Below are 25,608 nucleotides of genomic sequence, written 5' to 3' on the forward strand. Positions count from 1 at the left end.
GTTTTTATAGCCAACAAAAATTAATGTGTACAAAAGAGAGAAAAATCTACATCAGCTTTTCTCCCTCTTCTAAAATCCCATATTGCTCCCAACAAAATATTCGTTTCCCTTTAACAGCATATATTGTTTGATCCCTTGAAAAAATATACTCAAATTGAATAGGATTTCCATCGCTATCTACTGTTAACAGAGTTGCTAATTTTTTATTTACAAGTGAATATGCATGTATTTGATTGTTATCTACACCAAAGATAATAGTATTTTTTATTTTTAAACATAGTGATGTATGATTCAATGCTGTTTCATACAGAATAACTTGTTCATATCGTTCTTTATTAATTTGTGTGAATGTATGTGTTCCTTGCTCGTTATAGTAAGACATTAAAATATTCCCTGTCTTCTGTATATGTATTGCTGTACAATCACAGACAGATCTCTTTATTGAATTATTGAATTCATTAGTAATTAAATCGCCATTTTTAGAGAAAATAGCTAGTCCGCTCTTTTCCAATTTATTAGTATCATATATATTTTCCCAATCTATCGAATCGAACTCTTCATCTGAAATAAACAATTCATCTACAGAAGTAAATATACCTTCTTCACTATACCCAACCAATAAATGTTCTTCTTCATCAACTTGAAAATACTTTATTCCATTTCCTAAGTAATATGAAGCAACGATATTTCCTTTTTTATCAAAAATTGTAGCCGTTGTATCTTCCTTTTTCTCAACGAAACTTTTAACCAAAATCCAATTTTCTCCTAAAGGTTGAATGAAGTTAAAATATTGATTATTTTCTATAATATATTGTTTCAAAACGCCAGATTTCAACGAGTGTATAATTTTATAATAATAAATGTCTGTAACCTTTTTATCCAATACTAAAATTATAATATCTTGTTTGTTTCCCGTTGTAATGCAGAGAATTTCTCCTTCTATATATGAAAAATCCATCCGCTTATTAAATACTAGTTTTTTCATAACTAACAGACCTCCAATGAATTGATAATACTCTAATTCAGTCGGAATGCTCTCACTTCCACCAGATAATAGGAAGAGCTTACGTTAGCTCTTCCTTTTTTCATCTTACCTTATCTATAATTTTTAGTAGGCTCTACTTACAATCCATTCGGTAACATAACAGCCATAAACAAATCACTTCTCTCACCTGGTGCTATATATATTCCTTCTGCATCTAAAAATTCAATGGAAAAGGCTGCTAGCTCATACGCCATTTCTTGATCGCATTCAAAAAGTGAATTTATAAAAATCTCATTCCCTGTAATCTTTTGTAAATCTTTCAAACAGTTAGACTTACTTCTTGCATAATCAGCCACATTTTCATTAGCCCAAGACCACATCCAACTGTTACTCTTTCCAGACCAAGAACCTATAAAAACAACACTAAATTCAAGTAACATTTGACCATTTTTTTTAAACTGTAATATACATTGATCTTGATCATACCAATACTCATCAAAGTTATAGATATTATAATCCGAAATGAATTTTTGCTGTTTACTTTCTAACTTGTCATAACACATAACAAGATAATTCTCGAATTGTTCATCCGTCATTGCCAATTATCACACGCTCCTTTACTTCAAGATCTCCGCTACAAACAATATATCTTACTCTCTCTCACAACCTATATAAAGTGAAACTTTAATCAGCCCTCGCCAATTGGGCTTTTACGGGCAGACTGCCCCCCACATATCATATACGTTTCTACCACTAAGCTATCTTAATATATACAAAGAAACAAGAGCTTATATAAGCTCTTGTTTCCATAAATAGTTTCTTTACTCAGTCTAATTTATTTTATCACGATAAATAAATTCACTATTACACAAATGCACCCCAACCATCTGTATATCCACCAAACTCTTCACCCAGTTTATTCAATTCCTTTTGCATCTCTACGATATCCTCATAAATTAAGAACATTTCTTTAGAACAAGTACATGTCCAATCTTCAAATTCTTCATTATAATCTAATTCACAATTTAAGCCCAGCTCTTGTAGTCTGCCAATTATTTTTTCTCCATTACCTTGATCAGGAATTGCAATAAAGAAATCCACTATATGTTTTTTATTAAAATCTATCCCTTGCTTATATAACATATTTAATACTTGTCCATCTTCATCTTTTGGGAATTTCATTTTTTTCTCCTTTCATTATACCTTGTTAAAAGATAACTTTTTATGTGAATAATGTTTCTTATCTGTAAAGCTCACATATTCTATTCCTTCACAAAAACTTAAATCTCCATCGACAACAGTACTACCTACAAAAGAAAAACAATTTAGTTCTTTTAAATTTTTTATAAAATCTATTGTTGGTATATCTCCGCAGTCTAATAAACGTAATACTTCTAGAGACTCTAAATATTGAATACTACAGAATTTTTCTATATTTTTACACATCTCGATTTCCAAACTAGTCAATTTTCCACTTGTATATTTTAAAGATTCTAGTGATTTTAATGTACGAAGATAATATAATTGTAGAGATTTTAAGTTTCCGAAACTTTCAATTCCACTAAGTGAATCAATTTTTGATTGAGTAATTTTAAAGTATTCTAGCCCTCGTAATTTTCCTAATTCTTTCAAGTCTCTATTTTTAGGATTGTATTTCCATAAAGAAAGTGATTTTAAAGTACACATTTCCTGTAAACCTGTTATCTTTTTATCACAGTACATACTTAAATTTTCTAAGTTTTTTACTCTATCCAACTCTAATACGTAATTAGAATCAACTATTGCTAAGTCTTTAAGATTTTTTAAATTGTATACACTAGATACATCTTTTAAAAACATGTTATCTAACATTAAATGCGTAATATTTTCACACTCACCCAAAAAGTTAATATCTTCCAATTTGTAGTGCATATCAGATATTTGTACTCTAGAAATATTAAACCTATTGATATATTCTATACATTCACCTAAGTTTTTTTGAGATACTAATACAGTTTCCCCATGTTCATCTTCGCTTACATAAAAACCATTTTTATATTTTAAGTTCATAAACTACTCCTCAACTATATTTCACATAACAATAAGATAGCACAGTAAAACAAAAAAGAGGTCATCCAAAAGACATTTTTGGACGACCTCCTATTATCGGTAGGTTGCTACTATTATCGTTTTTTATTATTAATTCATTTTAAATTTATTTATAATACTACTCTCCTAAATAACAAAATCCTCCGGAATAAACACCTTCACTTCTCTCGGATGTACGTATACAAACTCACCTGTTTGAATGCCTAGCTGTCTAAACTGTTCTTTACTAATTTCTGCTTCTAGATACTCACCTGTTCCGTCGCGCTTCAATTCTACATATACGACAGGGCCAACTGCATGTGAGTATGTTACTTTCGCCGGGATGGCATCTATACTTTGTTTCGTACGATCGATTGATAAGTGATGTGGTCTTACGTATCCCACTCCGTCTACGTTTGAAACGTGCTTATGCTCTGGTGCTTCTAGTTCCACCGATCCTACATTTAGTTTACCTTTATGAACGCGGCCGTGAAATAAATTCACGTTTCCTAAAAAGTCGTATACGAACGGGCTTGCCGGTTTTTCATATACTTCTTCCGGTGTTCCCATTTGTTCAATACGTCCTTCATTCATTACAACGATGCGGTCCGCAACGTCTAACGCTTCTTCTTGGTCATGCGTTACGAATACGCTCGTAATTTGAAATTCGTCATGTAGTTTCCGGAGCCATCTTCGCAATTCTTTCCGTACTTTTGCATCAAGTGCACCAAACGGTTCATCTAGCAATAAAATTTTCGGTTCGACTGCAAGTGCCCGGGCTAGTGCGATACGTTGGCGTTGTCCGCCAGATAATTGCGCTGGATAACGTTTTGCGAAACCATCCATTTTTACTAGTTTCAATAGTTCTGTTACTTTTTCTTTTATTACTTCAGCTGAAGGTCGTAAGTTTTTCTTTCTTACTTTTAAACCGAAAGCGACATTTTCAAATACATTCATATGTTTAAAAAGTGCATAGTGCTGGAAGACGAAACCGACTTGCCGGTTTTTCACGTGAATATCAGTTAAATCTTCCCCATCAAAAGAAATCGAACCTCCATCCGCTTCTTCTAGTCCTGCAATAATTCGTAATAACGTCGTCTTCCCAGAACCTGATGGTCCTAATAAAGCGACCAGTTCACCTTTTGGAATATCCAAATGAATGTCTGTCAGCGCTTGAAATGTACCATATTGTTTTGATACATTTTGAATTTGAATACTCACCGCACTCACTCCTTATTGTCGTTTTTCCATTCTCCATTCAATCCAGTTTTTTATAACGAGCGTAAAAACTGCGATGAGTGACATTAAAGTCGCCACAGCGAACGCTGCTGAAAATTGATATTCATTGTACAAAATTTCAATATGAAGCGGCATTGTATTTGTCATGCCGCGCACGTGACCAGATACAACGGAAACGGCGCCGAACTCACCAATGGCGCGGGCATTACATAAAATCATGCCGTATAATAGACCCCATTTTATATTTGGTAATGTGACGTGCCAAAACATTTTCCAGCCGCTTGCGCCAAGTGATAGAGCTGCTTCTTCTTCACTTTTCCCTTGCGCTTGCATAACTGGGATTAATTCACGCGCAACGAACGGAAACGTAACAAATATCGTCGCAATGATAATACCTGGAACAGAGAAAATGAGTTTTATCCCGTGTTCCAGTAACCAACCGCCAAGAGCTGCCCTCGGTGTAAAAAGTAAAACAAATACCAATCCTGCGATAACTGGTGATACAGCAAACGGCAGTTCAATAAGAGATAATAATAGTTGCTTTCCTTTAAACTGAAACTTCGTAATAAGCCAAGCTGCTGCTATTCCGAATACCGTATTCAGCGGCACAACAATTAAAGCAACGAGAAGTGTTAGCCTGATTGCTGAAAATGCTTCTTGATCTGTCACGGCGGCAATATATACATCAATTCCTCGTTCGAATGCTTTCATAAAAATTGTCACGAGCGGCAGTAATAGAAAGAGAGATAAAAATAAAATTGTTATCGTAATGAATAGAATTGGTACAAACTTAGATTCTTTTTTAACTGATACGCTTTTTACTATTTTCTTTTCTAATAATGTTGGTTCCATTTTCTCCCCTCCTATTCGCTTTTCAGTTCATGCCTTCTGCTCCAAGTTTGAATCATATTAATAAGTAGTAGGAAAAGGAGAGAAATAATAAGCATCACAGCCGCTACAGCCGTTGCGCCTGCATAATCATATTGTTCGAGTTTTGTCATAATCATAAGCGGTGCGATTTCTGTTTTCATCGGCATATTACCTGCAATGAACACGACAGATCCATATTCTCCTAACGCCCTCGCAAAGGCGAGTGAAAAACCAGCAAGTAGAGCCGGGAATATTTCTGGCAAAATGATTTTCACAAATATTTGGAAGTGTGATGCCCCTAAACTAGAAGCTGCTTCTTCTACTTCTTTATCAATACTTTGCAGCACTGGTTGCACCATTCGAACGACAAATGGTAAGCCAATAAACGTAAGTGCAACAATAATGCCGAGCTGGGTAAAAGCTACTTTTATATGAAACACACTAAATATTTTTCCAACCCAGCCATTTTCCGCATAAAGCGTCGTAAGTGTAATACCAGCTACTGCAGTCGGAAGAGCGAATGGTAAATCGATTAGTCCGTCTAATAACCGCTTCCCTGGAAATGTGTAGCGAACGAGTACCCAAGCAATTAATAAACCAAAAATGGCATTTACGATTGCCGCTGCAAGTGAAGTTGTGAAACTTACTTGATAGGAATGCAACACACGCTCACTCGTTATAACTTGTGCGAACTTCTTCCAGCCTAGCTGCGAAGTTTGAATAAATACGATAGAAAGTGGTATAAGTACGAATAAGCTCATATACAGCATTGTAAATCCAAGAGATAATCCAAACCCTGGTAAGACACGCTTCTTCCTCATATAACGTCACCTCATCCCCCCTTATTTTTTATACATTTGATCGAATACGCCGCCATCATTAAAATGCTTTTCTTGTGCTTTTTTCCATCCTCCAAATAGTTCATCAACTGTAAATAATTGAACTTTCGGAAATTGTGATGCGTACTTTTCTGCTACTTTTTCATTACGAGGGCGATAAAAGTTTTTCGCCGCAATTTCTTGCCCTTTTTCTGAATACAAATATTCAAGATATCCTTCTGCTACTTTTTTCGTTCCTTTTTTATCAACGACTTTGTCTACAACTGCTACTGGCGGCTCGGCAAGTATACTAATCGAAGGTGTTACAATTTCGAATTTATCTTTTCCAAGTTCTTTTTGTGATAATAACGCTTCATTTTCCCAAGCGATTAACACATCACCAATTCCTTTTTCAACGAAAGTCGTCGTTGCCCCGCGTGCTCCTGAATCTAGTACTTCCACGTTTTTATAAATTTGACCGACAAACTCTTTCGCTTTATCTTCACTATTGTTATATTTCTTCAGTGCATATCCCCACGCCCCTAAATAGTTCCACCGTGCTCCCCCAGATGTTTTTGGATTCGGTGTAATGACAGACACACCTTTTTTCGTTAAATCATCCCAATCTTTAATTCCTTTCGGGTTTCCTTTTCTCACAAGAAATACAATCGTTGATGTATACGGAGTAGAATTATCCGCAAGTCGCTTCTGCCAATCTTCTGCTAGTTGTTTCTTCTTACTAATCGCGTCAATATCATAAGCGAGCGCTAGTGTTACAACATCTGCTTCTAAGCCGTCAATAACGGAGCGTGCCTGACTTCCAGATCCCCCGTGTGATTGCTTTATATTTACTGTTTGACCATGCTTCTCTTTCCAATACTTCGCAAAGTCTTTATTGAAATCCTGATATAACTCACGCGTTGGATCATATGAAACATTTAAAAGTTCGACTGTCTTCTTATCTGCACTTCCTTCAGAATTGTTAGTGGATGTTGCCGAACCACACCCTGACAAAAGGACAAATGCTGATAATAAAACACCTGTACTTTTCATTAATGCTGTCTTACTCCACTGTTTCATATATAAAGCCCCCTTAGTTTGTACAATAGAAAAAGGCACACAATCTATTCACAAAAGTGAACGTTGTGCGCCTTCAGTTTCTCTGATGAGCTTCTATTGTATTCTGTTTGATTTCTTTCCATTTTAATTCCGTAATTCACATGTGTCAACTTGGAATTCAGAATTATTATATAAGAAACTTCATACAAGCTAAAAATCAGCGGGAATGGAATCCCACTGATTTTAGTTTCGATTTATTTCTTTAACTTATCTGTCTTCGCAATAAATTGAGCTGCTTCTGCACGGCTTACCGATTTATCTGGAGCCCATCCATTATCTGTTCCAACTGAAATATTTTCTTGGATTAAAATGTTCGCATACTTCGTACCCCAATGATCTTTTAAATCAGCAAATTCTTTTGGTAGTTTAATATTTTCATTTCTTTCTAATTTATATGCATTCACAAGCATAGAAGCCATTGACGCACGGTTAATTAGCCCGCTCGGATTAAAGTTACCCTTATCGTCACCTTTTACAATGCCAGCTTTTTCAACTGCTGCGATGTATGGTGTAGCCCAATGATTTTGCGCGTCAGAGAATGATGGCTTCTCATCTTTATTAATTTCTAATCCTAAAACAGTAGCTAATATTTTTGCTGCTGAACCACGATCGATATTTTCAGCTGGTGCAAATGTACCATCTGGCTTACCGTGTACTGCCTCTTTGTCTACTAAATATTGAACTGACTCTTGTGCCCAAGTCGGTACATCTGAGAACTTAGATTTCTTTTCAATTGCACTCGCATCGATTTCAAACTGCACTTGATATTTATGATCATATTTAATTGCTGGAATTAATATATGCATTTGCATATTATATTTTTTCGAGAACTCATCGATTTCAAATTGAACAACTTTCGTACCATTATTTGTTTTATCTTCAGAGATCACTTTCACATCATGGAATGTCCCTAATTTATTAGTATCTTCTACTTTAAGATACTGGAAATAGCTACTATCTTGCACTGTTAACGTAACGATTTTTTTGTCACCTTGAATTGTTACTTTTGCATTTTTTAAATACGTAGAAGCAACAGATGTTTCATTCGTTTGATCTTTATACGTTTTTAAAATAACGTCATATGTACCATCTGCAAGTTTACTAGCTGCCTTCATTTCAATCACATCTGCTTTTGCAATTGGCGCATTGAAACCACTTAGTGGAACTGCTAAAGTTGCTGCTATAACGAATGCATTAATATATTTTTTCTTAATCATTATCAACATGACATCTCCCTTTATATGAATATACCCAACATAACTATCATATTGATAATGATTATCAATGTCAAATAAAAAATTAAACAAATACTCCTATTTATTACACAAATATGCTTTCCGATCATTTTTAAACAATAAATAATGAGCAGTATGCACTTTTCTCTCTAAATAGTCTAATGAATACGTACCCGATGGATCCACTAAATCCCCAATCGCCCCTGAAAGGTGATCAATTACCTTTTGCAATGTTTCTAAGTTCTTCTTTTCACTCTCCATATTCATTTCATCCATAATGTCACAAATAAGATATTGTACTTTCCTTAAGCGTAATTCCTTCTGCTCCACGTATATCTCCTCCTTATTGTTCATATTACGGTTTAAATATATGGGCTTATAGCTTAACCAATTCTAAAAAATAAAGTGAGACTTTAATGAGTAGGGATTTTGTCCATCCACACGAATCGAGCTTTTACAGGACAAAAAGATATCCATCTCTAAACATGTAGTCATAGAGATGGATATCTTTATTTTTATACTTGCAATGCCTTCTCTCTCAGAGCTCTTCGTAACAACTTACCAGTTGTATTCTTCGGCAATTCTGTTAAAAACTCAATGCTCATTGGCACTTTATATTTCGCTAAATGTAACGTGCAGTAATGCATAAGCTCTTCTTCTGTTACGCTCGTTTGTTTCAGAACGACGTAAGCTCGCACTGCTTCTCCTAAGTTTTCATCAGGAACACCGATTACGACAACTTCAGCTACCGAATCATGAGTATATAATACTTCCTCTACTTCACGAGGATATACGTTATAACCGCCAACTAAAACAATATCTTTTTTGCGATCGACGATATAGAAGTAACCTTCTTCATCCATTTTCGCTAAGTCTCCTGTATATAGCCAGCCGTCTTTAAGTGTCGCAGCTGTATCTTCTGGCGCATTATAGTAACCCTTCATAACGTTAGGTCCGCGAACAATTAGCTCCCCAACTGCACCGACAGGTACTTCTTCCCCAAGTTCATTCACAATTTTATTTTCTACATGCCAAATATTTGTACCAATCGAACCTGGTTTACGAGGACGATCTAACGGATTAAAACAAGTAACTGGTGATGCTTCTGATAAGCCGTATCCTTCTGAAACAATCACATCAAAACGTTTTTCAAAGTTTTGCAGAAGGGCAACAGGCATTGACGCACCACCTGAAATACAGAGACGAAGCGTCTTTACATCTTCTGCGCTTGCTTCTTCAAATAAATATAAGTAATTGTACATCGTCGGCACACCTGCAAAAATCGTTGGTTCATACGTACGACAAATACGGAATACTTCTTTCGGACTAAACTTCGGTAACATTAAAATTGTTGCCCCGTTCACAATCGGCGCATTTACCGCAACAGTTAAACAGAACACATGGAACATCGGCAGTGCCGCAACGACGCGATCGTCCGCAGTATATTGTAAATACGACGCCACATCGCTAGCATTACTATATAAATTTTTATGTGTTAACATAGCGCCTTTTGGCTTTCCAGTTGTACCTGAAGTGTATAAAATAACAGCTACATCTTCTTCATCTAGTTCAGGACCTTCGTAAGTTACATCTCCAGTTCCTATACAACTAGTAAACGTTTTCATTTTTTCAGTTTCTGTATGAGTAAAATCTGATGAGGTTTCGCATATGATGATATTTTCAAGTGAAGGAAGTCTTGTTGTAAGAGATTGTATAACAGGTAGAAGGACGTCGAGTACAATGATTGTTTTTACATCTCCATTTTGTAATATGTAATGTATTTCGTCTGCTGTATAAATTGGATTAATTGGAATGACAGTTGCCCCTGCTTTCATTGTTCCGTATAAACCGACTAAAAAATGTGGTGAATTGCCAACAGCTAATGCGACATTGTCCCCTTTTCCAACGCCCATTTTTGCTAAATTACTAGAAAACCTAGTGACCACTTTGTTTAATTGGTCATACGAGACCGACTGATCCATAAATATGTATGCCGGTTTATCCCCCTTATTTTTTGCCGTTTCAGCCAAAGATTGAACGAGATTCACACAAATCCCACCTTTATAAAATTTAGAATATTTAAAAATTCTAAATTAATTATATTAAAAGAAAATTAAAGTAGCAAGTGATATTCCATTAATTGCATATACACGGCGTACTTCCTATTGAATAACTTTGGAAATATAAGGTGATTCTACTTGCCAACAAATTATTAAACGAGGACAGAAATCATTTTAGGATAATATGCGCTCATCTTGTCTCTAAGCTTATCAAGTTCCTCTTTATTTAAACTCGTATACTCTCCATACAAATTAATCGCGTCCGCTCCATCTTCATGAAAATACACTGTAACATATAGTGTCGGTAACCCTTTATCGTCTTCATCTATAGACAAGACAACATCTGGCGTTTTATTAACAGCGCTAAACGTTTCATTTCTTTTCCATTTCTTATTTTGAAACATAGCCTGTATATCATGTATCTTTCTTTCGTTATCTGTATGCGTATAATATATGACATTATCCCCCGCTGGTTTCCCAATAGATAAAGTTGTACGACTTGAGGAGGTTTCATCGTTACACGCTGTCATCCCTATAACGAAGCTGATCAATAATATAAAGTGTATTATCCTTTTCATTTCGATCACCCTCCTTTTAGTATATATATTCCTTTATAAGGAGCAGATGTCCTGGAAGTGGATGTTTTAATGACGATATTCGTGATAAATGAAATTATATTAGCCGCAACTCAAAAACCAAAAGTGACAATCCACACAAAAAGAAAAAGGCTGTCTTTTATGACAGCCTCCCTCATTTTCAGAAGAATAAATGCAAGAAATCTTCTGTTGTAATATTACCGAAGTAGCGTGCGATATCTACGCCTTCTAAAGCTACAATGAATGCATCTTTATCAAATTGTACACCTGTTAGACGCTCTTCAATGTCATGCACATCTAGTGAGCCGAAGAAGTCACCGTAAATTTTACATTCTGTTACTGTTCCTTTTTTCACTTCAAGACGAACGTCAACTTGTCCAACTGGGAAGCGGTGTGAATGTTGTAAGTTGAACTTCGGAGATTTTCCGTAGTTCCAATCCCAATTTTGGTAGCGCTCTTCAGAAAGTTTATGGATTTCTTTCCAATCATTTTCTGTTAATTCGTACGTTGGAATTTCTGTTTCTCCTTCGAAAATTGTTTCTAGAAGAAGTTGTCTAAACTCTTCTGTCGTCATTTTTTCGTTTAAGAACTCTGTAATATTCGCAACGCGGCTACGGATTGATTTAATTCCTTTTGATTGAATTTTATCCATTTTCACTTTTAGTGCTGATACAACGTGATCGATTTCAGAGTCAAATAGTAACGTACCGTGACTAAACATACGACCTTTCGTTGAGAACTGCGCGTTACCTGAAATTTTTCTACCTTCAGCTAAAATATCGTTACGACCACTTAGTTCTGCATTTACGCCTAATTTACCAAGCGCTTTCGTTACAGGCTCTGTGAACTTTTTGAAGTTGCTGAAACTATCTCCATCATCTTTCGTAATAAAGCTGAAGTTTAAGTTTCCTAAATCATGATATACTGCGCCTCCGCCTGATAGACGACGAACGACATGAATTCCTTGTTCTTTTACGTAATCTGCATTAATTTCTTCTACTGTGTTTTGATTTTTACCAATGATAATGGAAGGTTTGTTAATGTAGAACAGTAAATATGTTTCGTTAATATCTAAATTCTTCACACAATATTCTTCAATCGCTAAGTTTATTCTAGGATCTGTAATCCCTTTATTATCAATAAATAACATCGTATCACCTCATGAATTCCATACGTAGCCACTATGCGCTAGCGTAATATGGCCACTGAAAATTTGTTTTGCTTCTGTTACTAAATCAGATGGGTTTCCTGTATGCGGTAAGTGCGTTAATAAAAGTTCTTTTACATTTGCATCTTTCGCAATACTTGCTACTTCCGTACTATTCATATGCCCTGCTTTTGCAGCCTCTTGATGTGCATACATATTACATTCACAAATGAAAAGATCAGCATCTTTTGTGAACGGAATAAATTCAGGAATATAACTTGAATCCGCACTGTATACTATGGCATCATCGCCAGCTGTAATACGCATCGCAAAGCATGTAACAGGATGAACAGTTTTTAAGAATGAAATGGAAAATGGTCCAATTTGAAGTGTTTCTTCTGGATTGTACGCGATTCCTTTCGTATGCGGTGCATGCGTTAAAGAATTAAATCCATTCTCATCAAACGAATGACCGTAAATTGGTAATTCTGGTAGTTGTCCTTTTGTTACACTCGTAATTAATCTCGCATATTGCAACACCCCAATGTCTGCAACATGATCGTGATGATAGTGCGACAGTACAACTGCATCTATATGAGATGGTGTTATATATTTTTGAAGCTGTGCTAGTACACCACTGCCACAGTCTACAAGTAAACGAAAACCATCGTGTTCAAACAAATACCCCGACGTTGCTTCTCCCGCTTCTGGAAAGCCGCCCCAAAAGCCGACAACAGTCATCTTCATATGTATCCATCCTTTCTAAAACCGCGTAGGAATGCCGTTTTTTTCCGTACTTGAGAAAGTTTTTTACTTACATCCTACATTGTTAACTATAATCCATTTCCTAAACTTTTTCATTAATTTTCACTTTTGTTATAAAACAGTTGTTGACTTTTGTTTTTTGTACTAATACAATGATAGTAAGAAATGGAAATGGAGGGATTGACATGATCGATCAACCAATGGAGTTTTTCCGAAATTTACCGACGAAAACTTGTGCTCATTGCGGGAAGGAAATTGATGAGCAGCACGAAGCATACCATAACAAATGTGACGATTGCGTTCACGAAGAATAGTAGTTTGTAAACATAAAAAAACCTAGCAGACATAGTCTACTAGGCTAATAACATCGTATCCTTCATCGTTGAACCTTTCACCAAGAGCTCCAGTTCAAACTCATACAATTCTTTTTGTCGATAATTTTTCGTATGGATTTTATCCATCATTAAGTCGACAACTTTTCGGGCCATCTCGTCGATTGGCTGTTCAATTGTCGTAATACCCGGCTCTGTAATCTGCGCTAAAATTTGATTATCAAAACCGATCACAGCGAGATCTTCTGGAATACTCCAACCATGGCGTTTCGCCTCTGAGATAATTCCAGCTGCAACCTCGTCGCCTCCTGCCAAAATCGCGGTAGGATTTTTTTTGTCCTTTAATACTTCATTAAATATTCGTTTTCCATCATCCCAAGAGAAAGCGTTTTCAAGAAAATCGATCGCTTCCACTTCTCTACTCTTTTCAGTAATAGCGCGTAAAAAGCCCATTTTTCGCTGTTGGCTCACTACTTTCGTTTCGTTACCACGGCAAAATATCAGATTACGATATCCTTGTTCTAATACATGATTGGCAGCTATGTATGCACCCTGTGCATGATCGAACTTCACTGTTGGAACATTTGCTTCCTCAATATATTCATTACATAACACGATTGGACCGTGTTGCAAGTATGGCTCCACATTCTCCCATGGATTTTCTAGTGAACATAGAATAATCCCATCTACTTGTTTCGTAGATAATAATTGTAAATACTCCATCTCTTTTTCCGGTAAATATCTTGTTTGACAAATAATCAGTTTATATTTATGTTCAGAAGCAGCAATCTCGATTGCTTCAATAAATCTACTAAAAAAAGGATTTGTAATCCTTGGAACAAGCACCGCAATTGTTTCTGTTTTTTGTTTACGAAGCCTTCTCGCCGCAGAATTAGGAACGAAGCCTAAATGCTTCATTGCTAATTGAACCCTTTTCTTCTTCTCATCTGAAACATATGGATGATTATTGATCACCCTAGAAACCGTTGTCCTTGATAACCCCGCTAATTTCGCCACGTCCTCGATAGTCGACACGAAATTTCCCCCTTTGCTGAAAACGTTTTCTTATCCTGATTATATAGTATATTATTGGAAACTGCAATATAGGTTCTTATGATTTTACTATATTAATATTATACATAGGGAAAAGTCTGTTAATGGCAGGGAGATACATACTACTTTTAGAAGTTTACAGTAAGCATATGAAAAAGATGTACATACCATTACGTATATACATCTTCTTATTAACATCGCTTTTATTCAATATAAAAACCCATCAATACATCGTCTCCATATGATCCATCTTCATATTTAATTTGCTTTCTTTGTCTTCCTTCTTCTACAAAGCCAATACGTTTGTACACTTGAATTGCCCTATCATTAATAGAAACTACACCTAAGCAAATTTTCTCTAAACCTTTCTGCCCTTTAGCCCAACTAATAAGAAATTCAATTAGTTTCGTACCAATGCCTTGATTACAATACGCCTCCCTAATCCCCATTCCCATTGTGCCTGCATGTCGTAACCGTTCTAGTTCATATCGTTTGAAAACCAGAAAGCCAACCACCTTACTATCTACCTCGTAAACTATATAAAGGTTGCCTTTTTCACTACTTGTCTGTATCTTTTCTCTTTCTGAATCAATATCATTTGGTAATTTATTTGGAGATGATATAAAAAACTTTGTAGTAGTTTCTGATAATATAATTTCTTTTCTAATCTCCATAATTGATTCCGCATCAACCTCTTTTGCTAATCGTATCACCGAATCACCTCGTACCTTTTTTTAAAAAAAATAATATTGGAACTATCAAACTAAGAATCTCTAAAACGCTCAATATGCAAGATTGCATATTGAGCATCTTTTCACTTTTGATACAATATCCTTACATCTATATAAAAGGAATGTATACAATGAATCCAATTTTAACAGCCGTAAAACAACTACTACATAAAGAAGAAAAGATTTTATCTACTTTAAAATGTTCACTTACTGACTATATAAATACGCATAAAGTCCCATATCCAGGCATGCTACTTGCTACTAATAGAAGACTTCTCTTTTTTAGCCAATATAAAAATACATTAATTGCCGAATTTGAGTATGAAAAAATTGTATCTATAGAAACGAAGAGAAGAATTTTTGACAAAAAAATAATATTTTATTATGAAGATGAATATATAACGGTGGGATACATTACAAGTTCAAATATTGAAGAGTTCATAGACTTACTACAAAGAAAAATGCAAGACTAGCGCGGGCTACTAATCGGGCATTTACGGGCTGTTGATCTCCCACCTAGCTTCTTTGCTCCAGCCGCATTTTGAGGTGGGAGTTTTACTGCCCGGCAAATAGCGGGATAAAAGGTGGTTTGTCCATATCCAAACCACCTTTTTCATACAAGCTTATAATTATACTTCCCACCTATCCTTACGCTTTAGATATTTCCTGCATAAATCCAGCCATACTCGCTAATAAACTAGTAAAAACGAAAAGTACAATAATAAGAGGAATAAGTTTGTCTTTATTTAAATTCGTAATCGTTTTTAAACCTATCCCTAATAAAACGTAATACCAAATGTTAAATATATCTATTCTTTGAGCGATTGTATGTAGAATCATATTATCTGTTGCTATTGCACCTAAACCTGTATAAGATATCTCATACCCACTTAGAGAAAATGCAATTAATCCGTTTAAAATCATCCCTAATTTTAATACAAACGAAGCATAAATGATTATCGGGAATGTTTCTTTATAGTTAATATCAACTCCAAAGAAAATCATAATGTTCTTATAGAATATAGGTGCAAAAAGTATAGCTACGATTCCACTGACTGCTGAAAATCCAAATGTAGTAAAGAAAGTTATGTATTTCGGAACAGTAAATCCCGTTTTATCATGAAACATACTGAGTGCAGGATTATTTAAAGAATTCCAAGACATTAAGGCACTTGAAATTATAATAAGCACAATTAAAAGGGCTAGTGGAAAGAATATATTTCTTTGATTCTTCATCCTTTTGAATTGTAGTGTTGGCGAAGTGAATATCCCAAAAATCGATGGTTTTCCAGAAATCTCTTCATGCATAAGACTACTAGCTTGCAAGAAAATCCCCCTTCCTCATTACATTTATAACTCTTCCCACTTCCTCCATACTTCTCTCCCATTTACACGATACACATTATCCTCCCGATCCATAAATCCATGCACGATAAACTCTCTTCTAATCGTACAAAAATCATCATGATATTGTTTTATGAATGCATTGATTTCTTTTTCTGTATATTGATTTTCAGCGTTTAACTTGCTAATCAAATGCTCTAACAATACTAGTTTTTTCTTCTTTTGACCTGGAATCGATTTTAAGCGGTCCTCTTTATCGAAAAAGTTACGAATCGTCGTATCCCTGAATTTCATTTCACTTTCAGTCATTTTGTTGTCCTCCATCGATTTTTATGCAATGAAACTTTATTATTTGTCCTTACTATTCTTCTTCTTCATTCTTTCACTTACAACATCCATAAGGTAATACCCGCTAATTAGCACATAGTAAACTAAAAGTATTCCTAGTGCATCTTTCATATTTATATATTTTTCTTTATGAAACAAGATAGGTGAAAGGGCGTAAACAAGAAAGATGATTAGCGGATTTAAGATAAAATAATAAGTAAGATTTCCTTTCATCATATCAGCTCCTCTATTCTAGTTTTCTCTGTAAATTGTTGTAATTCCTTTTCACTTTTACTCCTCTCATCCACACTTTTTTAATTTATTTATCACCCTTATATTTGTAACTTATTATTCAAATTAACAATTTTATATGGTAAATTATGTTATAATCCATTTATACATACTTTGGAGGGTACATAGTGAAAAAAGCTATTATAGTATTAAGCATCCTATATCTTATTTTAACTGTACATACAGGAGCTGTTCTTTTAGGAAAAAAAGATTATAGAAGTGCTATCAATACATTACAAGAAACGAAAGAAGTCTCTTCTTTTCAATCTGCAAAAGATGGTGTAATTTTATTAAAAGGAACATTAACTACTACACAACCTATTACAGAGGAAAAACTTCAAAATAAAGAATTTGCACTTCTTGAAATTAATACATATAAACGACGAAAGGCAAATTGGAAAACCATTGATACCGAGCAGCATATTGCAAAGCAGCTCTTACTAAACAATGAGGCTCTTCCTGCATTAAAAGAAATCCGTTTTTCAATGGAGCCAATTACACTGTTAGGAAAAGATATTTCCACCGAAGATTACTCACTAAAAAAGGATGATACTCAATTAACAATTAAAGGTAAGGGATACCGATATACAGGAATAGAAAACAAATCAGATACTCTTATTTTTGGTATGAAAAAAGGAGATACACTTGAAGGGTATAGTGGCTCAGAAATTCTAATAGGAAAAACAAAAGAGGACATTGCCAGTAACATGAAACTATATACTTTTGCTGAAAGATATGGTCCATTTGTTTGGATTGTAGCTACTATTATCCTTATAAGTATTGGTATATACTTGTTCCGTAAAAATAGAAAAACAAATAAAATTTCTCATCCAATAAAACAAGACCAATAAAAAAGGCACCATTTCGGTGCCTTTTTATATTTCTTATTTACGCTTCAACCGATTGATTTTCAGCAACATTTCTAAATTGTCGCTTATGCATCCAAGTTAATGAAGCAATTGTTCCAAGTGATAATACAACGATGAAAATCATGAGTATTCCTATGTTTTGCCACATGAAATTAAAGTCTCCACTTGATACGACTGCTTTCAATCCTGATACAGAGTATGTCATCGGTAACCAAGCATTGAATGGTTGTAAAAACTTCGGAATCAATTCTAGTGGGAATGTTCCAGCACTTGTTGTAAGCTGAATAATTAATGTGATGATGGCAATAAAACGCCCTGCATCACCGAATGCTGTTACTAAACATTGAATTAATGCGATAAACGCTAAACTTGTAACGATGCTAAAGAGTATGAAGTATGGAATGCTTTGCACTTCTACACCTAATCCGAACAGTAATATGACATCTGCTACTATCGCTTGAATAATACCGACTGATAATAAAACACCAAACTTACTAATAAACCAACTAAATCCTGATTTCGGAACGCCGACTGTATCGCGTAATGGGTATACAATCGATAATAGTAATGCCCCAACGAATAAACCGAGTGATAAGAAATACGGTGTAAACCCAGTTCCGTAGTTTGGAACTTCCGCTAGTTTCTCTGTCTTCACTTTTACAGGGCTTGCAAACATATCATACGTTTTATCCGTTCCTTTTACTTCTCCCGTTTTTTCTGCGCCTTCACCAAGCTTCTCAGCAAGTTCACCTGAACCGTCGTTTACTTTTACGAGTCCGTCAGTCACTTTTCCAGAGCCGTCTGCTAGTTTATTTACGCCGTCGATTAGCTGTGTTGAGCCAGTTGACATTTTATTTAGACCACCATTTAGAGTACCTAAGCCAGTTGTTACTTGACCAGAGCCATCTTCTAATTGATTTACTCCACCTGCCATTTGATTTGCTCCTGCAGATAATGTTCCTAAACCGCCTGTCACTTGGCTTGAGCCATCTTCTAATTGATTTACCCCACCTGCCATTTGGTTTGCTCCTGCAGATAATGTTCCTAAACCGCCTGTTACTTGGCTTGAGCCATTTGCTAATTGATTTACTCCACCTGCCATTTGATTTGCCCCTGCAGATAATGCACCTAAACCATCTGTTACTTTTCCAGAGCCATCTTCTAATTGATTTATCGCATCAATTAATTGACCAGATTCGTTTTTAAATTTATTTGCGCCTTCTTTTGCTGCATTTAAATTCTTACCAAACCCTTGGAAATTTCCAACAAATCCTTTTTGTATACTGACTAATTTCTCAATACTATCTGTTAAAGAGTCCAATTTCTCTGTGTTCGGTAGTTTGTTTTGCGTATCACTTGTTTTTTGATCTATTTCGCCTTTTAATTGTTTTACTTCTTCATTTAATTTATTTGTTCCACCCGCTACTCCAGCAGCTTTTTGCTGAACTGTCGCTGTATTTTTTACAGCACTTGTTATGAATGGTTGTAACTGCTCTTGATATTCTTTTGGTAAACTTTCAATTTGCTTTTGTAAATTCGCTACATCTTGCGCTGCATTTTTTGCATCTCCTGCTGTTGATTGCGTAAGTTCATTTAACTGCTTTACATTCGCCCCAGCTCCATCTATTTTCTCATTTACTGTATTCAATATAGAAGGGCCTTTTGACTGCATTTCCTCTAAACCTGCAGCAGAACTTTTCACTTTACTATTTAAATCTTGCAAACCCTTTTCAATTTTTTGAGAAGCTTCCTCTAATTGTCTTTGTCCCCCAACCAGTTGTTCCATACCATTTGATAGATCAGTTGTTCCTGTTTTTAATTCACCGGATTTACTTACTAATTTGTTCAAACCACCGGTCACTTTCTCAGATCCATCACGTAATTCACCAATTCCTTTTTGCATTTCAACCGTTTTGCTATTTAACGTATTTAAACCGTCTGTTACTTTTCCGGAGCCATCTATTAATTTTCCGATACCTGTCTGCATCTCACCTGTTTTGCTATTTAACGTATTTAAGCCTGCTGTTACTTTCTCGGATCCATCTTGTAATTTCCCTATACCTGTCTGCATCTCACCTGTTTTGCTATTTAATGTATTTAAACCTGCTGTTACTTTCTCGGATCCATCTTGTAATTTATTAGATCCATCTGCTAATTTCTGAACTCCATCCTTCATCTCCCCAGACTTCCCTTGAAGTGTATGAAGGCCATCCGTCACTTTACTTGAACCATCATGCAGTTCACTTGATCCGTCGTGTAGTTTATTTGCTCCTTCCGCCCCATCTGCTAATCCTTTTGAGACGTCTTTAATGGAATCAAACATTTTCTCTGCATATGTTTTCGTTAACGTGCTTGATACTTCACTTTTAATTTTTTCAATGGCTGTTCCGCCAATTTGTGAAGATAAGAAGTTCAAACTTTCATTTGGAATATATTCTAAGTTCAATGGTTTCGGATCGTCTTTTAATAACGTTGTAGCGTTACTTGAGAAGTCATCTGGAATACGGACTAACATATAATACTTTCTGCCTTCCATTCCCTCTTTCGCTTCTTTTTCACTTACAAATTCCCATTTAAAACTTTTATTATCTTTTAAATTATCAACGAGCCCTTTCCCGACCTCAATTGGTTTCCCATCAAGTTCTGCACCTTTATCTAAATTGACTACCGCAACTGGTAAGTCATCTAGCTGTTCATACGGATCCCAAAAAGCCCATAAAAACATACCCGCATATAAAATCGGTACAAATAAAACCGCAATGATTGGGATTAATATTTTTTTACTTTTTATAATCTCTGCAAATTCTTTGCTAAGCAACTTATGCCATTTCATAATTTATCCCCCTTTTTAAAAATGACCAAAATCAACATTTGGTCATTTTTATGCAAACAAAAAGGCTATATTCTGTTCATACATATGCCTCATCCCCGAATTTATACTATGCAACTATTCCTCATTATGAAATTTCTTTCTCTATTCCCCCTTAATTAAACATATGACCATTTTGTTCATTCGGTCATATTTTATAATAATAAAAGGATTATCTTAATTTGACAATCCTTTTAATAAATAAAGTTCAAATAATTCCGCAATTTTTTCTTTTTCTAGCGGTTCATGATTTTTTTCCCAATCAAAAATAAGCGATACGTATAAGCGAAGCATAATAAATGCTGTAATTTCTGGATCACATTTGCTAATTTCACCTTTTTCAATCGCAATCTTTAAATACGATTGAATGACAGAAACGATTTCCACATCTACTTGTTGCATCACTTCTTGTACTTCTTTCGTTCCCATATCACGCTCTTCTTGAATTAACTTAATCATGAGCTGATGTTCTTTTCTGAATTCTAATATGCTATATAATGCTCTATGTACATTTTCAAAAAATGAAATATCTGAACGAATTGCATTTTCTGCAACTTGCTTCATTTCTGTAATTAAATTAGAAATAATTTCACCAAATAGCTCTTCTTTATTTTTGAAAAAAGTATAAATCGTTCCTTTTCCTACATTCGCTAACTTCGCTACTTGATCCATCGTTGTTGCTTTATAACCGAACGCTGAAAAAGACTTTGTTGCAGCTTCAATAATAGAACGCTTTCGATCTATCGCCACATCTTCACCTCCAAAAATGACCAATTGGATAATATAGTCAATCAGTACATCTTTGATATTACCACACGCTTACATTCTATACAAGTTCTCTTTTTTATTATTTCCAGTATAAAAAATTCCAGTCAGTGTATACCATACTGTCCATAGTTTATCAGAAGAAAAGAGAAAAGGAAAAGGTGTTCTAGAGATATACATCTTAAGAACACCTTTTTATTATTTCAACATAGAAAGCATAACCTTCTCTAACTCTTCTTTATTTACATTTTTATCAAATACTGCTTCTCCAGGATCCTCTAAACTATGATTAATAATGACAATTTGATACGCACTATTTTTCCCTTTTGCAGGAACAATCATCTTCATACCTTGTAAATTACTATCTGAGTTATGAGTCGCATAGAATATTTGATTACCTTCTAATTCGTACTGTTCAATGTTTTCTTCTACAACAAATAAAGCATGGAACGGATCTTTACTTTCTCCAAATACTTGTGATTGATAAGTTGTATAGTTTCCTTTTCCGTTTGTATATTCTAATTCAATAGTTAATTCAGGTCTTCTCTTAATAAAATAACTTACCTTTTCATCCTTTTGATTGTATCCTTCAATTGTGTAAGTTGGCTTCTTAATTTGAAAATCAACATGTTCCTGCGCTTCCTTTACCGTGTAATTTATAGATTCGTGCACTTTGTCATCAAATGGTTTTGACTGATCATAAAGCGCATATAATTTTTCACGATCATCTTTTGTTAAACGCTCTTCTCTAAAAAATATTGACTCATAGTCAGAATCTCTCGGAGCACCTTTTTTCTGTATATTAATAATTTCTTTATATAATTTTATGTACTGCTGGAATTCATCTTTTGTTAAAGCTTTTTCAGCTAAATATAAATAATCTGTCTTTTGTTCATACACTCTTGCTGAATAACGATATTTTTTTTTCGCATTTTCTTCTGTACCAAACAGCATATCTACTGCATTTTGATAAGTATCCTTTGGCTGCTCTACCTTATCCTTTTGTTTTTCTTTTCCTTCCGTTGTACGTGCGTTGAATAAAGAAAGGGATGCAATGGCAACTATGACAATAACTCCAAGTACAGAAAGACGATACGATTTCTTTTGAAACTTTTTAATCATAACGATTCTCCTTTTTAGTGTTCGTTTATTTCTACTTAAATTTGCTAGGCTTGGTACTTGATAGGAATAATGTTCTAAAAGGGTAATAATTGTATGACCGTATGCAATTTGCTCCTCTTTATCTATAAACGTAAGCGCATATGCATCGCAGGCTAATTCTTGATCTTCTCGCATACAGAAATAGGCGTACCAAAGAATCGGATTGAACCAATTTAATAGGATTAAACTGTACATAATCCAATTTACAGCTACATCGCTTCTTTTAATATGAGCTATCTCATGGTAAAAGACATATTGTAATTGTTGCTCATTTAATGCTTTCATATGTTTTTTTGATAGTAATACTTTCGGGCGAAAGAAACTGAAAACAGTTGGGCTCGCAATCTTTCCTGCTAGACGTAATGAAACTGCCTTCTTCATTTTCATAGACTGCTTACAGCGATTAAACACTGTAACGACTTGTTCATCCGTAATATCCGCTTGTTTCTTTATGTAAGAATATAAACGTCTATTTGTAATAAACGTTATGACTGCTAATACGATTACCCCAGCTAGCCAAACATATAGAGCAAGTTTGTATAAAGAAAATGTAGTCTGTTGTTCCGCACTCGCGTTTACTTCAGGTTCACCATTTTTTGTCACAGTTTCAGAATTTGATTCCAATTCCACTGTATGATTGGTTTCTATGTTCACTATACTCTCAGTAGACGGCATATTTTTCGGAATAACTTCCGATACACTAGAACTATAGGAAAGTAGCGAATAAATACTATACGAACTATCCGGTGACCATGGCAGAAGAAGTCTTATCATTAGTACGATCCACAACATATATTGCCATCTCGGCGTTAACTTATTTCTAAATAGAACTTTTATACATAAGATAAATCCAACTAATATACTAGCCATAAGTGACGTTTCTATAAGCCAATCAAAGATTCGAGGAAGGTATATATTTATAAACATATCTATCATTTTTATCTATCCTTCCTCTTATTCTCCTCTGTCTTCTCGTCTAAAATACGTTTCAGTTCATTAATATCTTCTGAAGACAATTTTTCTTCTTTCAAGAAATTTACAAGTAACGGTTTAAATGCAGCACCGCAAAAACGCTGTAGCAAAGATTTCGTTTCTACTTGTAAATAATTATCTTGTGATACTAGCGGAAAATAAGCATACATGCGCCCTTTATCTTGATGGTAAGAAACGGCTTCCTTTTGTACTAATCGGTTAATTAATGTACGGATGGTTTTCGGTTTCCAGTCCATTGTATCTTCCAGTTCTTCTATAATTTCATTCGCTGTTTGTGGAGAATTCGACCACAACACTTTCATAATTTCTAATTCTGCTTCAGATATTTTAGGTAATTTATTTGTCATATTGTTTTCCACCCCTCGTATTACACTTGTAATCTACTTTTAAGATTACAAGTGTAATACTTAATTGTCAACCATATTTTAGAAAAAACAACTTTTGTAAGTCTTGTATTGAAACCTTACCTGACAACACTTAAATTTCTCTTTTTCTAATAAACAAATAAAAAAACAAGAAAATCCTTACATTTAATAGTAATATAGAAAGTAGACAGATTTATAAAAATAGTGGAGGCTTTTTCAGTCATGATGCGTGCGCTTCGTTTAAATATAAGGCAAGCTTTTTGTAATCGTGTTTCTTTAATTATTATGTTTAGTGGATTAGCTCTTATTTCTATTTATCATTATTATTATGTAATTCGTTATTTAGGAGACGCAACGAATGGGGCTATAGCAACTGCTTTTAAATGGATCGGGTTTCGTAATAATGAAATGGATATTTATTTATTATTAATGCCTGTTATTGCAAGTTTACCATTTAGTACGAGTTATAATTCCGATAAATCCGATGGTTTCAAAACTTTTATAAGTAAGGAAATTTCCCTATTCTCGTATTCCTTTACAAAGTATATCGTTACATTTTTCTGTGGGGGATTTCTTTATACTTTACCGTTCATTCTTTCTTTATTACTTTGCAAATTAACAATTCCAAATGGAGATCCAACTGTCGGTACTAGCATGATAAATGGCAACGGAATGTTCGCAGAGTTATATTTCTCTTCTCCCATCACTTATATTTATCTATATATTGGGATTAATTTTTTATTCGCTGGTTTAATGGCCCTCTTAGGTTTAGCGGCGTCCACATGGTCACAAAAGGATTACATGGCACTTCTATTCCCATTGGCAGTTACTTCCATTCCCTTCGTCCTGCTAAATACAATATTCCCTACAATAGGCGGAGCACCTATTCACTTATATGATCCAAAACAACCATTACACGGGATGTCACCATACATTTTACAATGTACATTTTTCTTCCTTGTCAGCTTATTTATGTACATAAAAGGATTACAACGGGACAAAAAAAGATATATGAGAAGACTTCAAAAACGAGATCGATGTAGAAAGGCTTTTCATCCATTATAAAGTGAAACTTTAATCAGTGGGGGTTTTATCCATCCCCCACTGATTATTAGCCTTCACCAATCGGGCTTTTACGGGCAGTTATCTCCCGCCTAACTTCTTTGCTCCAACTGAATTTTGAGGTGGGAGTTTTACTGCCCGGCGAATAGCGGGATAAAAACCTAATTTCCTCACGTTATCTTGGAAATTAGGTTTTTTTTATTCATTTACGGCGTACCAGCCAATCCCCATAAAATAACAACAGCCGCAAAATAAATGGCTTTAATAGCTACCACTAAACATAATGTAATAATTGCATATTTACTTAATTCTCTTCTTGCACCGATTAAAGTAAAAATAACCGCCAAACTAAACGTTATATAGGAAGTTGCGGTATTTATTAAGTAATACATACTATCTAGATTCTGTGTAAGCCCTGTTATATCAGCTACAAACTGAAGCATGACAATCGTACTAAAAAAAATTGCAAGCTGATTCATTAATTTTCCGTTTATTCGGGCTACCATATGTCTACACCTCCCTGTATTGAAGAATGAATATTCAAT

General features: G+C 34.8%; 28 protein-coding genes. 4 read left to right on the plus strand and 24 right to left on the minus strand.

Annotated elements, in window-relative coordinates; all coding sequences use genetic code 11:
- Positions 1-46: 46 nt before the first annotated feature.
- From JFU20_RS09555 to JFU20_RS09620, 14 genes are all read right to left on the minus strand, one after another.
- The gene (locus JFU20_RS09555; protein ID WP_002166173.1) at positions 47-985 is read right to left on the minus strand and encodes a hypothetical protein; all 939 of its coding nucleotides are present in this window, start codon (positions 983-985) and stop codon (positions 47-49) included.
- A 137-nt stretch (positions 986-1,122) separates the two neighbouring features.
- The gene (locus tag JFU20_RS09560) at positions 1,123-1,587 is read right to left on the minus strand and encodes a DUF6882 domain-containing protein (RefSeq protein ID WP_201038566.1); all 465 of its coding nucleotides are present in this window, start codon (positions 1,585-1,587) and stop codon (positions 1,123-1,125) included.
- Positions 1,588-1,849: 262 nt separating this feature from the next.
- Entirely contained in the window at positions 1,850-2,167 is a 318-nt protein-coding gene (locus JFU20_RS09565) for a ribonuclease E inhibitor RraB (protein ID WP_000671650.1), read from the minus strand.
- Between the two features lie 15 nt (positions 2,168-2,182).
- The gene (locus tag JFU20_RS09570) at positions 2,183-3,034 is read right to left on the minus strand and encodes a leucine-rich repeat domain-containing protein (protein ID WP_002011203.1); all 852 of its coding nucleotides are present in this window, start codon (positions 3,032-3,034) and stop codon (positions 2,183-2,185) included.
- Between the two features lie 165 nt (positions 3,035-3,199).
- Positions 3,200-4,273 (minus strand): sulfate/molybdate ABC transporter ATP-binding protein, encoded by a 1,074-nt coding sequence (locus JFU20_RS09575; protein WP_201038567.1) that lies wholly within the window; start codon positions 4,271-4,273, stop codon positions 3,200-3,202.
- A 12-nt stretch (positions 4,274-4,285) separates the two neighbouring features.
- A complete protein-coding gene (gene cysW, locus JFU20_RS09580; RefSeq protein WP_002166177.1) occupies positions 4,286-5,143 on the minus strand; it encodes a sulfate ABC transporter permease subunit CysW in 858 nt (285 codons plus the stop codon).
- Between the two features lie 11 nt (positions 5,144-5,154).
- A complete protein-coding gene (cysT, locus tag JFU20_RS09585) occupies positions 5,155-5,982 on the minus strand; it encodes a sulfate ABC transporter permease subunit CysT (RefSeq protein ID WP_002166178.1) in 828 nt (275 codons plus the stop codon).
- A 21-nt stretch (positions 5,983-6,003) separates the two neighbouring features.
- Positions 6,004-7,059 carry a sulfate ABC transporter substrate-binding protein gene (locus JFU20_RS09590; RefSeq protein WP_002166179.1) on the minus strand — a complete coding sequence of 352 codons (1,056 nt, stop codon included), beginning with the start codon at positions 7,057-7,059 and terminating at the stop codon, positions 6,004-6,006.
- 233 nt (positions 7,060-7,292) lie between these two features.
- On the minus strand, positions 7,293-8,315 hold the full coding sequence (locus JFU20_RS09595) for an S-layer homology domain-containing protein (protein WP_033713386.1): 1,023 nt from the start codon (positions 8,313-8,315) through the stop codon (positions 7,293-7,295).
- Positions 8,316-8,411: 96 nt separating this feature from the next.
- On the minus strand, positions 8,412-8,663 hold the full coding sequence (locus JFU20_RS09600; RefSeq protein ID WP_000435463.1) for a hypothetical protein: 252 nt from the start codon (positions 8,661-8,663) through the stop codon (positions 8,412-8,414).
- A 185-nt stretch (positions 8,664-8,848) separates the two neighbouring features.
- Entirely contained in the window at positions 8,849-10,381 is a 1,533-nt protein-coding gene (locus tag JFU20_RS09605) for a fatty acid--CoA ligase family protein (RefSeq protein ID WP_201038568.1), read from the minus strand.
- Positions 10,382-10,545: 164 nt separating this feature from the next.
- Positions 10,546-10,971, minus strand: a complete 426-nt coding sequence (locus JFU20_RS09610; protein ID WP_002166182.1) for a hypothetical protein — start codon at positions 10,969-10,971, stop codon at positions 10,546-10,548.
- A gap of 178 nt (positions 10,972-11,149) precedes the next feature.
- On the minus strand, positions 11,150-12,139 hold the full coding sequence (lplA, locus tag JFU20_RS09615) for a lipoate--protein ligase (RefSeq protein ID WP_002011189.1): 990 nt from the start codon (positions 12,137-12,139) through the stop codon (positions 11,150-11,152).
- A gap of 9 nt (positions 12,140-12,148) precedes the next feature.
- A complete protein-coding gene (locus JFU20_RS09620; RefSeq protein WP_002166183.1) occupies positions 12,149-12,883 on the minus strand; it encodes an MBL fold metallo-hydrolase in 735 nt (244 codons plus the stop codon).
- 203 nt (positions 12,884-13,086) lie between these two features.
- Here JFU20_RS09620 and yhfH point away from each other — a divergent pair, with 203 nt between their 5' ends.
- Complete coding sequence (gene yhfH / locus JFU20_RS09625; RefSeq protein WP_000567010.1) at positions 13,087-13,215, plus strand: protein YhfH; 129 nt, start codon at positions 13,087-13,089, stop codon at positions 13,213-13,215.
- 39 nt (positions 13,216-13,254) lie between these two features.
- Here the strand turns inward: yhfH and JFU20_RS09630 are convergent, their stop codons facing one another.
- Complete coding sequence (locus JFU20_RS09630) at positions 13,255-14,268, minus strand: LacI family DNA-binding transcriptional regulator (RefSeq protein ID WP_002087115.1); 1,014 nt, start codon at positions 14,266-14,268, stop codon at positions 13,255-13,257.
- 221 nt (positions 14,269-14,489) lie between these two features.
- A complete protein-coding gene (locus tag JFU20_RS09635) occupies positions 14,490-14,999 on the minus strand; it encodes a GNAT family N-acetyltransferase (RefSeq protein WP_002166184.1) in 510 nt (169 codons plus the stop codon).
- A 140-nt stretch (positions 15,000-15,139) separates the two neighbouring features.
- Between JFU20_RS09635 and JFU20_RS09640 the strand changes: the two genes are divergently transcribed.
- Entirely contained in the window at positions 15,140-15,490 is a 351-nt protein-coding gene (locus tag JFU20_RS09640) for a PH domain-containing protein (protein WP_374222325.1), read from the plus strand.
- A 175-nt stretch (positions 15,491-15,665) separates the two neighbouring features.
- Here JFU20_RS09640 and yknW read toward each other — a convergent pair whose 3' ends face one another.
- The 3 genes from yknW to JFU20_RS09655 are packed head-to-tail and all read right to left on the minus strand — an operon-like array spanning position 15,666 to position 16,922.
- Positions 15,666-16,343 (minus strand): YknW family membrane protein, encoded by a 678-nt coding sequence (gene yknW, locus JFU20_RS09645; RefSeq protein ID WP_002166186.1) that lies wholly within the window; start codon positions 16,341-16,343, stop codon positions 15,666-15,668.
- Between the two features lie 24 nt (positions 16,344-16,367).
- Entirely contained in the window at positions 16,368-16,670 is a 303-nt protein-coding gene (locus tag JFU20_RS09650; protein WP_002166187.1) for a DUF2087 domain-containing protein, read from the minus strand.
- A 39-nt stretch (positions 16,671-16,709) separates the two neighbouring features.
- Positions 16,710-16,922 carry a hypothetical protein gene (locus JFU20_RS09655; protein ID WP_033710133.1) on the minus strand — a complete coding sequence of 71 codons (213 nt, stop codon included), beginning with the start codon at positions 16,920-16,922 and terminating at the stop codon, positions 16,710-16,712.
- A gap of 185 nt (positions 16,923-17,107) precedes the next feature.
- Here JFU20_RS09655 and JFU20_RS09660 point away from each other — a divergent pair, with 185 nt between their 5' ends.
- The gene (locus JFU20_RS09660) at positions 17,108-17,830 is read left to right on the plus strand and encodes a hypothetical protein (RefSeq protein WP_002166189.1); all 723 of its coding nucleotides are present in this window, start codon (positions 17,108-17,110) and stop codon (positions 17,828-17,830) included.
- 37 nt (positions 17,831-17,867) lie between these two features.
- Here the strand turns inward: JFU20_RS09660 and JFU20_RS09665 are convergent, their stop codons facing one another.
- The 4 genes from JFU20_RS09665 to JFU20_RS09680 all read right to left on the minus strand — a co-directional run bounded on the left by JFU20_RS09665 (position 17,868) and on the right by JFU20_RS09680 (position 23,983).
- Complete coding sequence (locus JFU20_RS09665; protein WP_201038569.1) at positions 17,868-20,681, minus strand: YhgE/Pip domain-containing protein; 2,814 nt, start codon at positions 20,679-20,681, stop codon at positions 17,868-17,870.
- Positions 20,682-20,894: 213 nt separating this feature from the next.
- Complete coding sequence (locus JFU20_RS09670) at positions 20,895-21,467, minus strand: TetR/AcrR family transcriptional regulator (RefSeq protein ID WP_000963369.1); 573 nt, start codon at positions 21,465-21,467, stop codon at positions 20,895-20,897.
- A gap of 213 nt (positions 21,468-21,680) precedes the next feature.
- Complete coding sequence (locus tag JFU20_RS09675; RefSeq protein ID WP_201038570.1) at positions 21,681-23,579, minus strand: M56 family metallopeptidase; 1,899 nt, start codon at positions 23,577-23,579, stop codon at positions 21,681-21,683.
- A gap of 2 nt (positions 23,580-23,581) precedes the next feature.
- Entirely contained in the window at positions 23,582-23,983 is a 402-nt protein-coding gene (locus tag JFU20_RS09680) for a BlaI/MecI/CopY family transcriptional regulator (protein WP_002011165.1), read from the minus strand.
- A gap of 240 nt (positions 23,984-24,223) precedes the next feature.
- On the opposite strand from JFU20_RS09680, the gene JFU20_RS09685 reads away from it, so the two are divergent.
- A complete protein-coding gene (locus tag JFU20_RS09685; protein ID WP_002011163.1) occupies positions 24,224-25,066 on the plus strand; it encodes an ABC transporter permease in 843 nt (280 codons plus the stop codon).
- Between the two features lie 203 nt (positions 25,067-25,269).
- On the opposite strand, the gene JFU20_RS09690 is transcribed toward JFU20_RS09685, so the two are convergent.
- Entirely contained in the window at positions 25,270-25,569 is a 300-nt protein-coding gene (locus tag JFU20_RS09690; protein WP_002011161.1) for a hypothetical protein, read from the minus strand.
- Positions 25,570-25,608 lie beyond the last annotated feature (39 nt).

This window comes from Bacillus sp. TH30 (assembly GCF_016650875.1).
In the GTDB taxonomy this organism is placed as follows: Bacteria; Bacillota; Bacilli; order Bacillales; family Bacillaceae_G; genus Bacillus_A; species Bacillus_A mycoides.

What these genes read in the sequence shown, in the direction of transcription:
- JFU20_RS09555 (WP_002166173.1), bottom strand. Translation starts at nt 985, where the DNA reads ATGAAAAAACTAGTATTTAATAAGCGGATGGATTTTTCATATATAGAA.
- JFU20_RS09565 (WP_000671650.1), bottom strand. Translation starts at nt 2,167, where the DNA reads ATGAAATTCCCAAAAGATGAAGATGGACAAGTATTAAATATGTTATAT.
- JFU20_RS09570 (WP_002011203.1), bottom strand. Translation starts at nt 3,034, where the DNA reads ATGAACTTAAAATATAAAAATGGTTTTTATGTAAGCGAAGATGAACAT.
- cysW (WP_002166177.1), bottom strand. Translation starts at nt 5,143, where the DNA reads ATGGAACCAACATTATTAGAAAAGAAAATAGTAAAAAGCGTATCAGTT.
- cysT (WP_002166178.1), bottom strand. Translation starts at nt 5,982, where the DNA reads ATGAGGAAGAAGCGTGTCTTACCAGGGTTTGGATTATCTCTTGGATTT.
- JFU20_RS09590 (WP_002166179.1), bottom strand. Translation starts at nt 7,059, where the DNA reads ATGAAACAGTGGAGTAAGACAGCATTAATGAAAAGTACAGGTGTTTTA.
- JFU20_RS09595 (WP_033713386.1), bottom strand. Translation starts at nt 8,315, where the DNA reads ATGATTAAGAAAAAATATATTAATGCATTCGTTATAGCAGCAACTTTA.
- JFU20_RS09610 (WP_002166182.1), bottom strand. Translation starts at nt 10,971, where the DNA reads ATGAAAAGGATAATACACTTTATATTATTGATCAGCTTCGTTATAGGG.
- lplA (WP_002011189.1), bottom strand. Translation starts at nt 12,139, where the DNA reads ATGTTATTTATTGATAATAAAGGGATTACAGATCCTAGAATAAACTTA.
- JFU20_RS09620 (WP_002166183.1), bottom strand. Translation starts at nt 12,883, where the DNA reads ATGAAGATGACTGTTGTCGGCTTTTGGGGCGGCTTTCCAGAAGCGGGA.
- yhfH (WP_000567010.1), top strand. Translation starts at nt 13,087, where the DNA reads ATGATCGATCAACCAATGGAGTTTTTCCGAAATTTACCGACGAAAACT.
- JFU20_RS09640 (WP_374222325.1), top strand. Translation starts at nt 15,140, where the DNA reads ATGTATACAATGAATCCAATTTTAACAGCCGTAAAACAACTACTACAT.
- JFU20_RS09650 (WP_002166187.1), bottom strand. Translation starts at nt 16,670, where the DNA reads ATGACTGAAAGTGAAATGAAATTCAGGGATACGACGATTCGTAACTTT.
- JFU20_RS09655 (WP_033710133.1), bottom strand. Translation starts at nt 16,922, where the DNA reads ATGAAAGGAAATCTTACTTATTATTTTATCTTAAATCCGCTAATCATC.
- JFU20_RS09665 (WP_201038569.1), bottom strand. Translation starts at nt 20,681, where the DNA reads ATGAAATGGCATAAGTTGCTTAGCAAAGAATTTGCAGAGATTATAAAA.
- JFU20_RS09675 (WP_201038570.1), bottom strand. Translation starts at nt 23,579, where the DNA reads ATGATAGATATGTTTATAAATATATACCTTCCTCGAATCTTTGATTGG.
- JFU20_RS09680 (WP_002011165.1), bottom strand. Translation starts at nt 23,983, where the DNA reads ATGACAAATAAATTACCTAAAATATCTGAAGCAGAATTAGAAATTATG.
- JFU20_RS09685 (WP_002011163.1), top strand. Translation starts at nt 24,224, where the DNA reads ATGATGCGTGCGCTTCGTTTAAATATAAGGCAAGCTTTTTGTAATCGT.
- JFU20_RS09690 (WP_002011161.1), bottom strand. Translation starts at nt 25,569, where the DNA reads ATGGTAGCCCGAATAAACGGAAAATTAATGAATCAGCTTGCAATTTTT.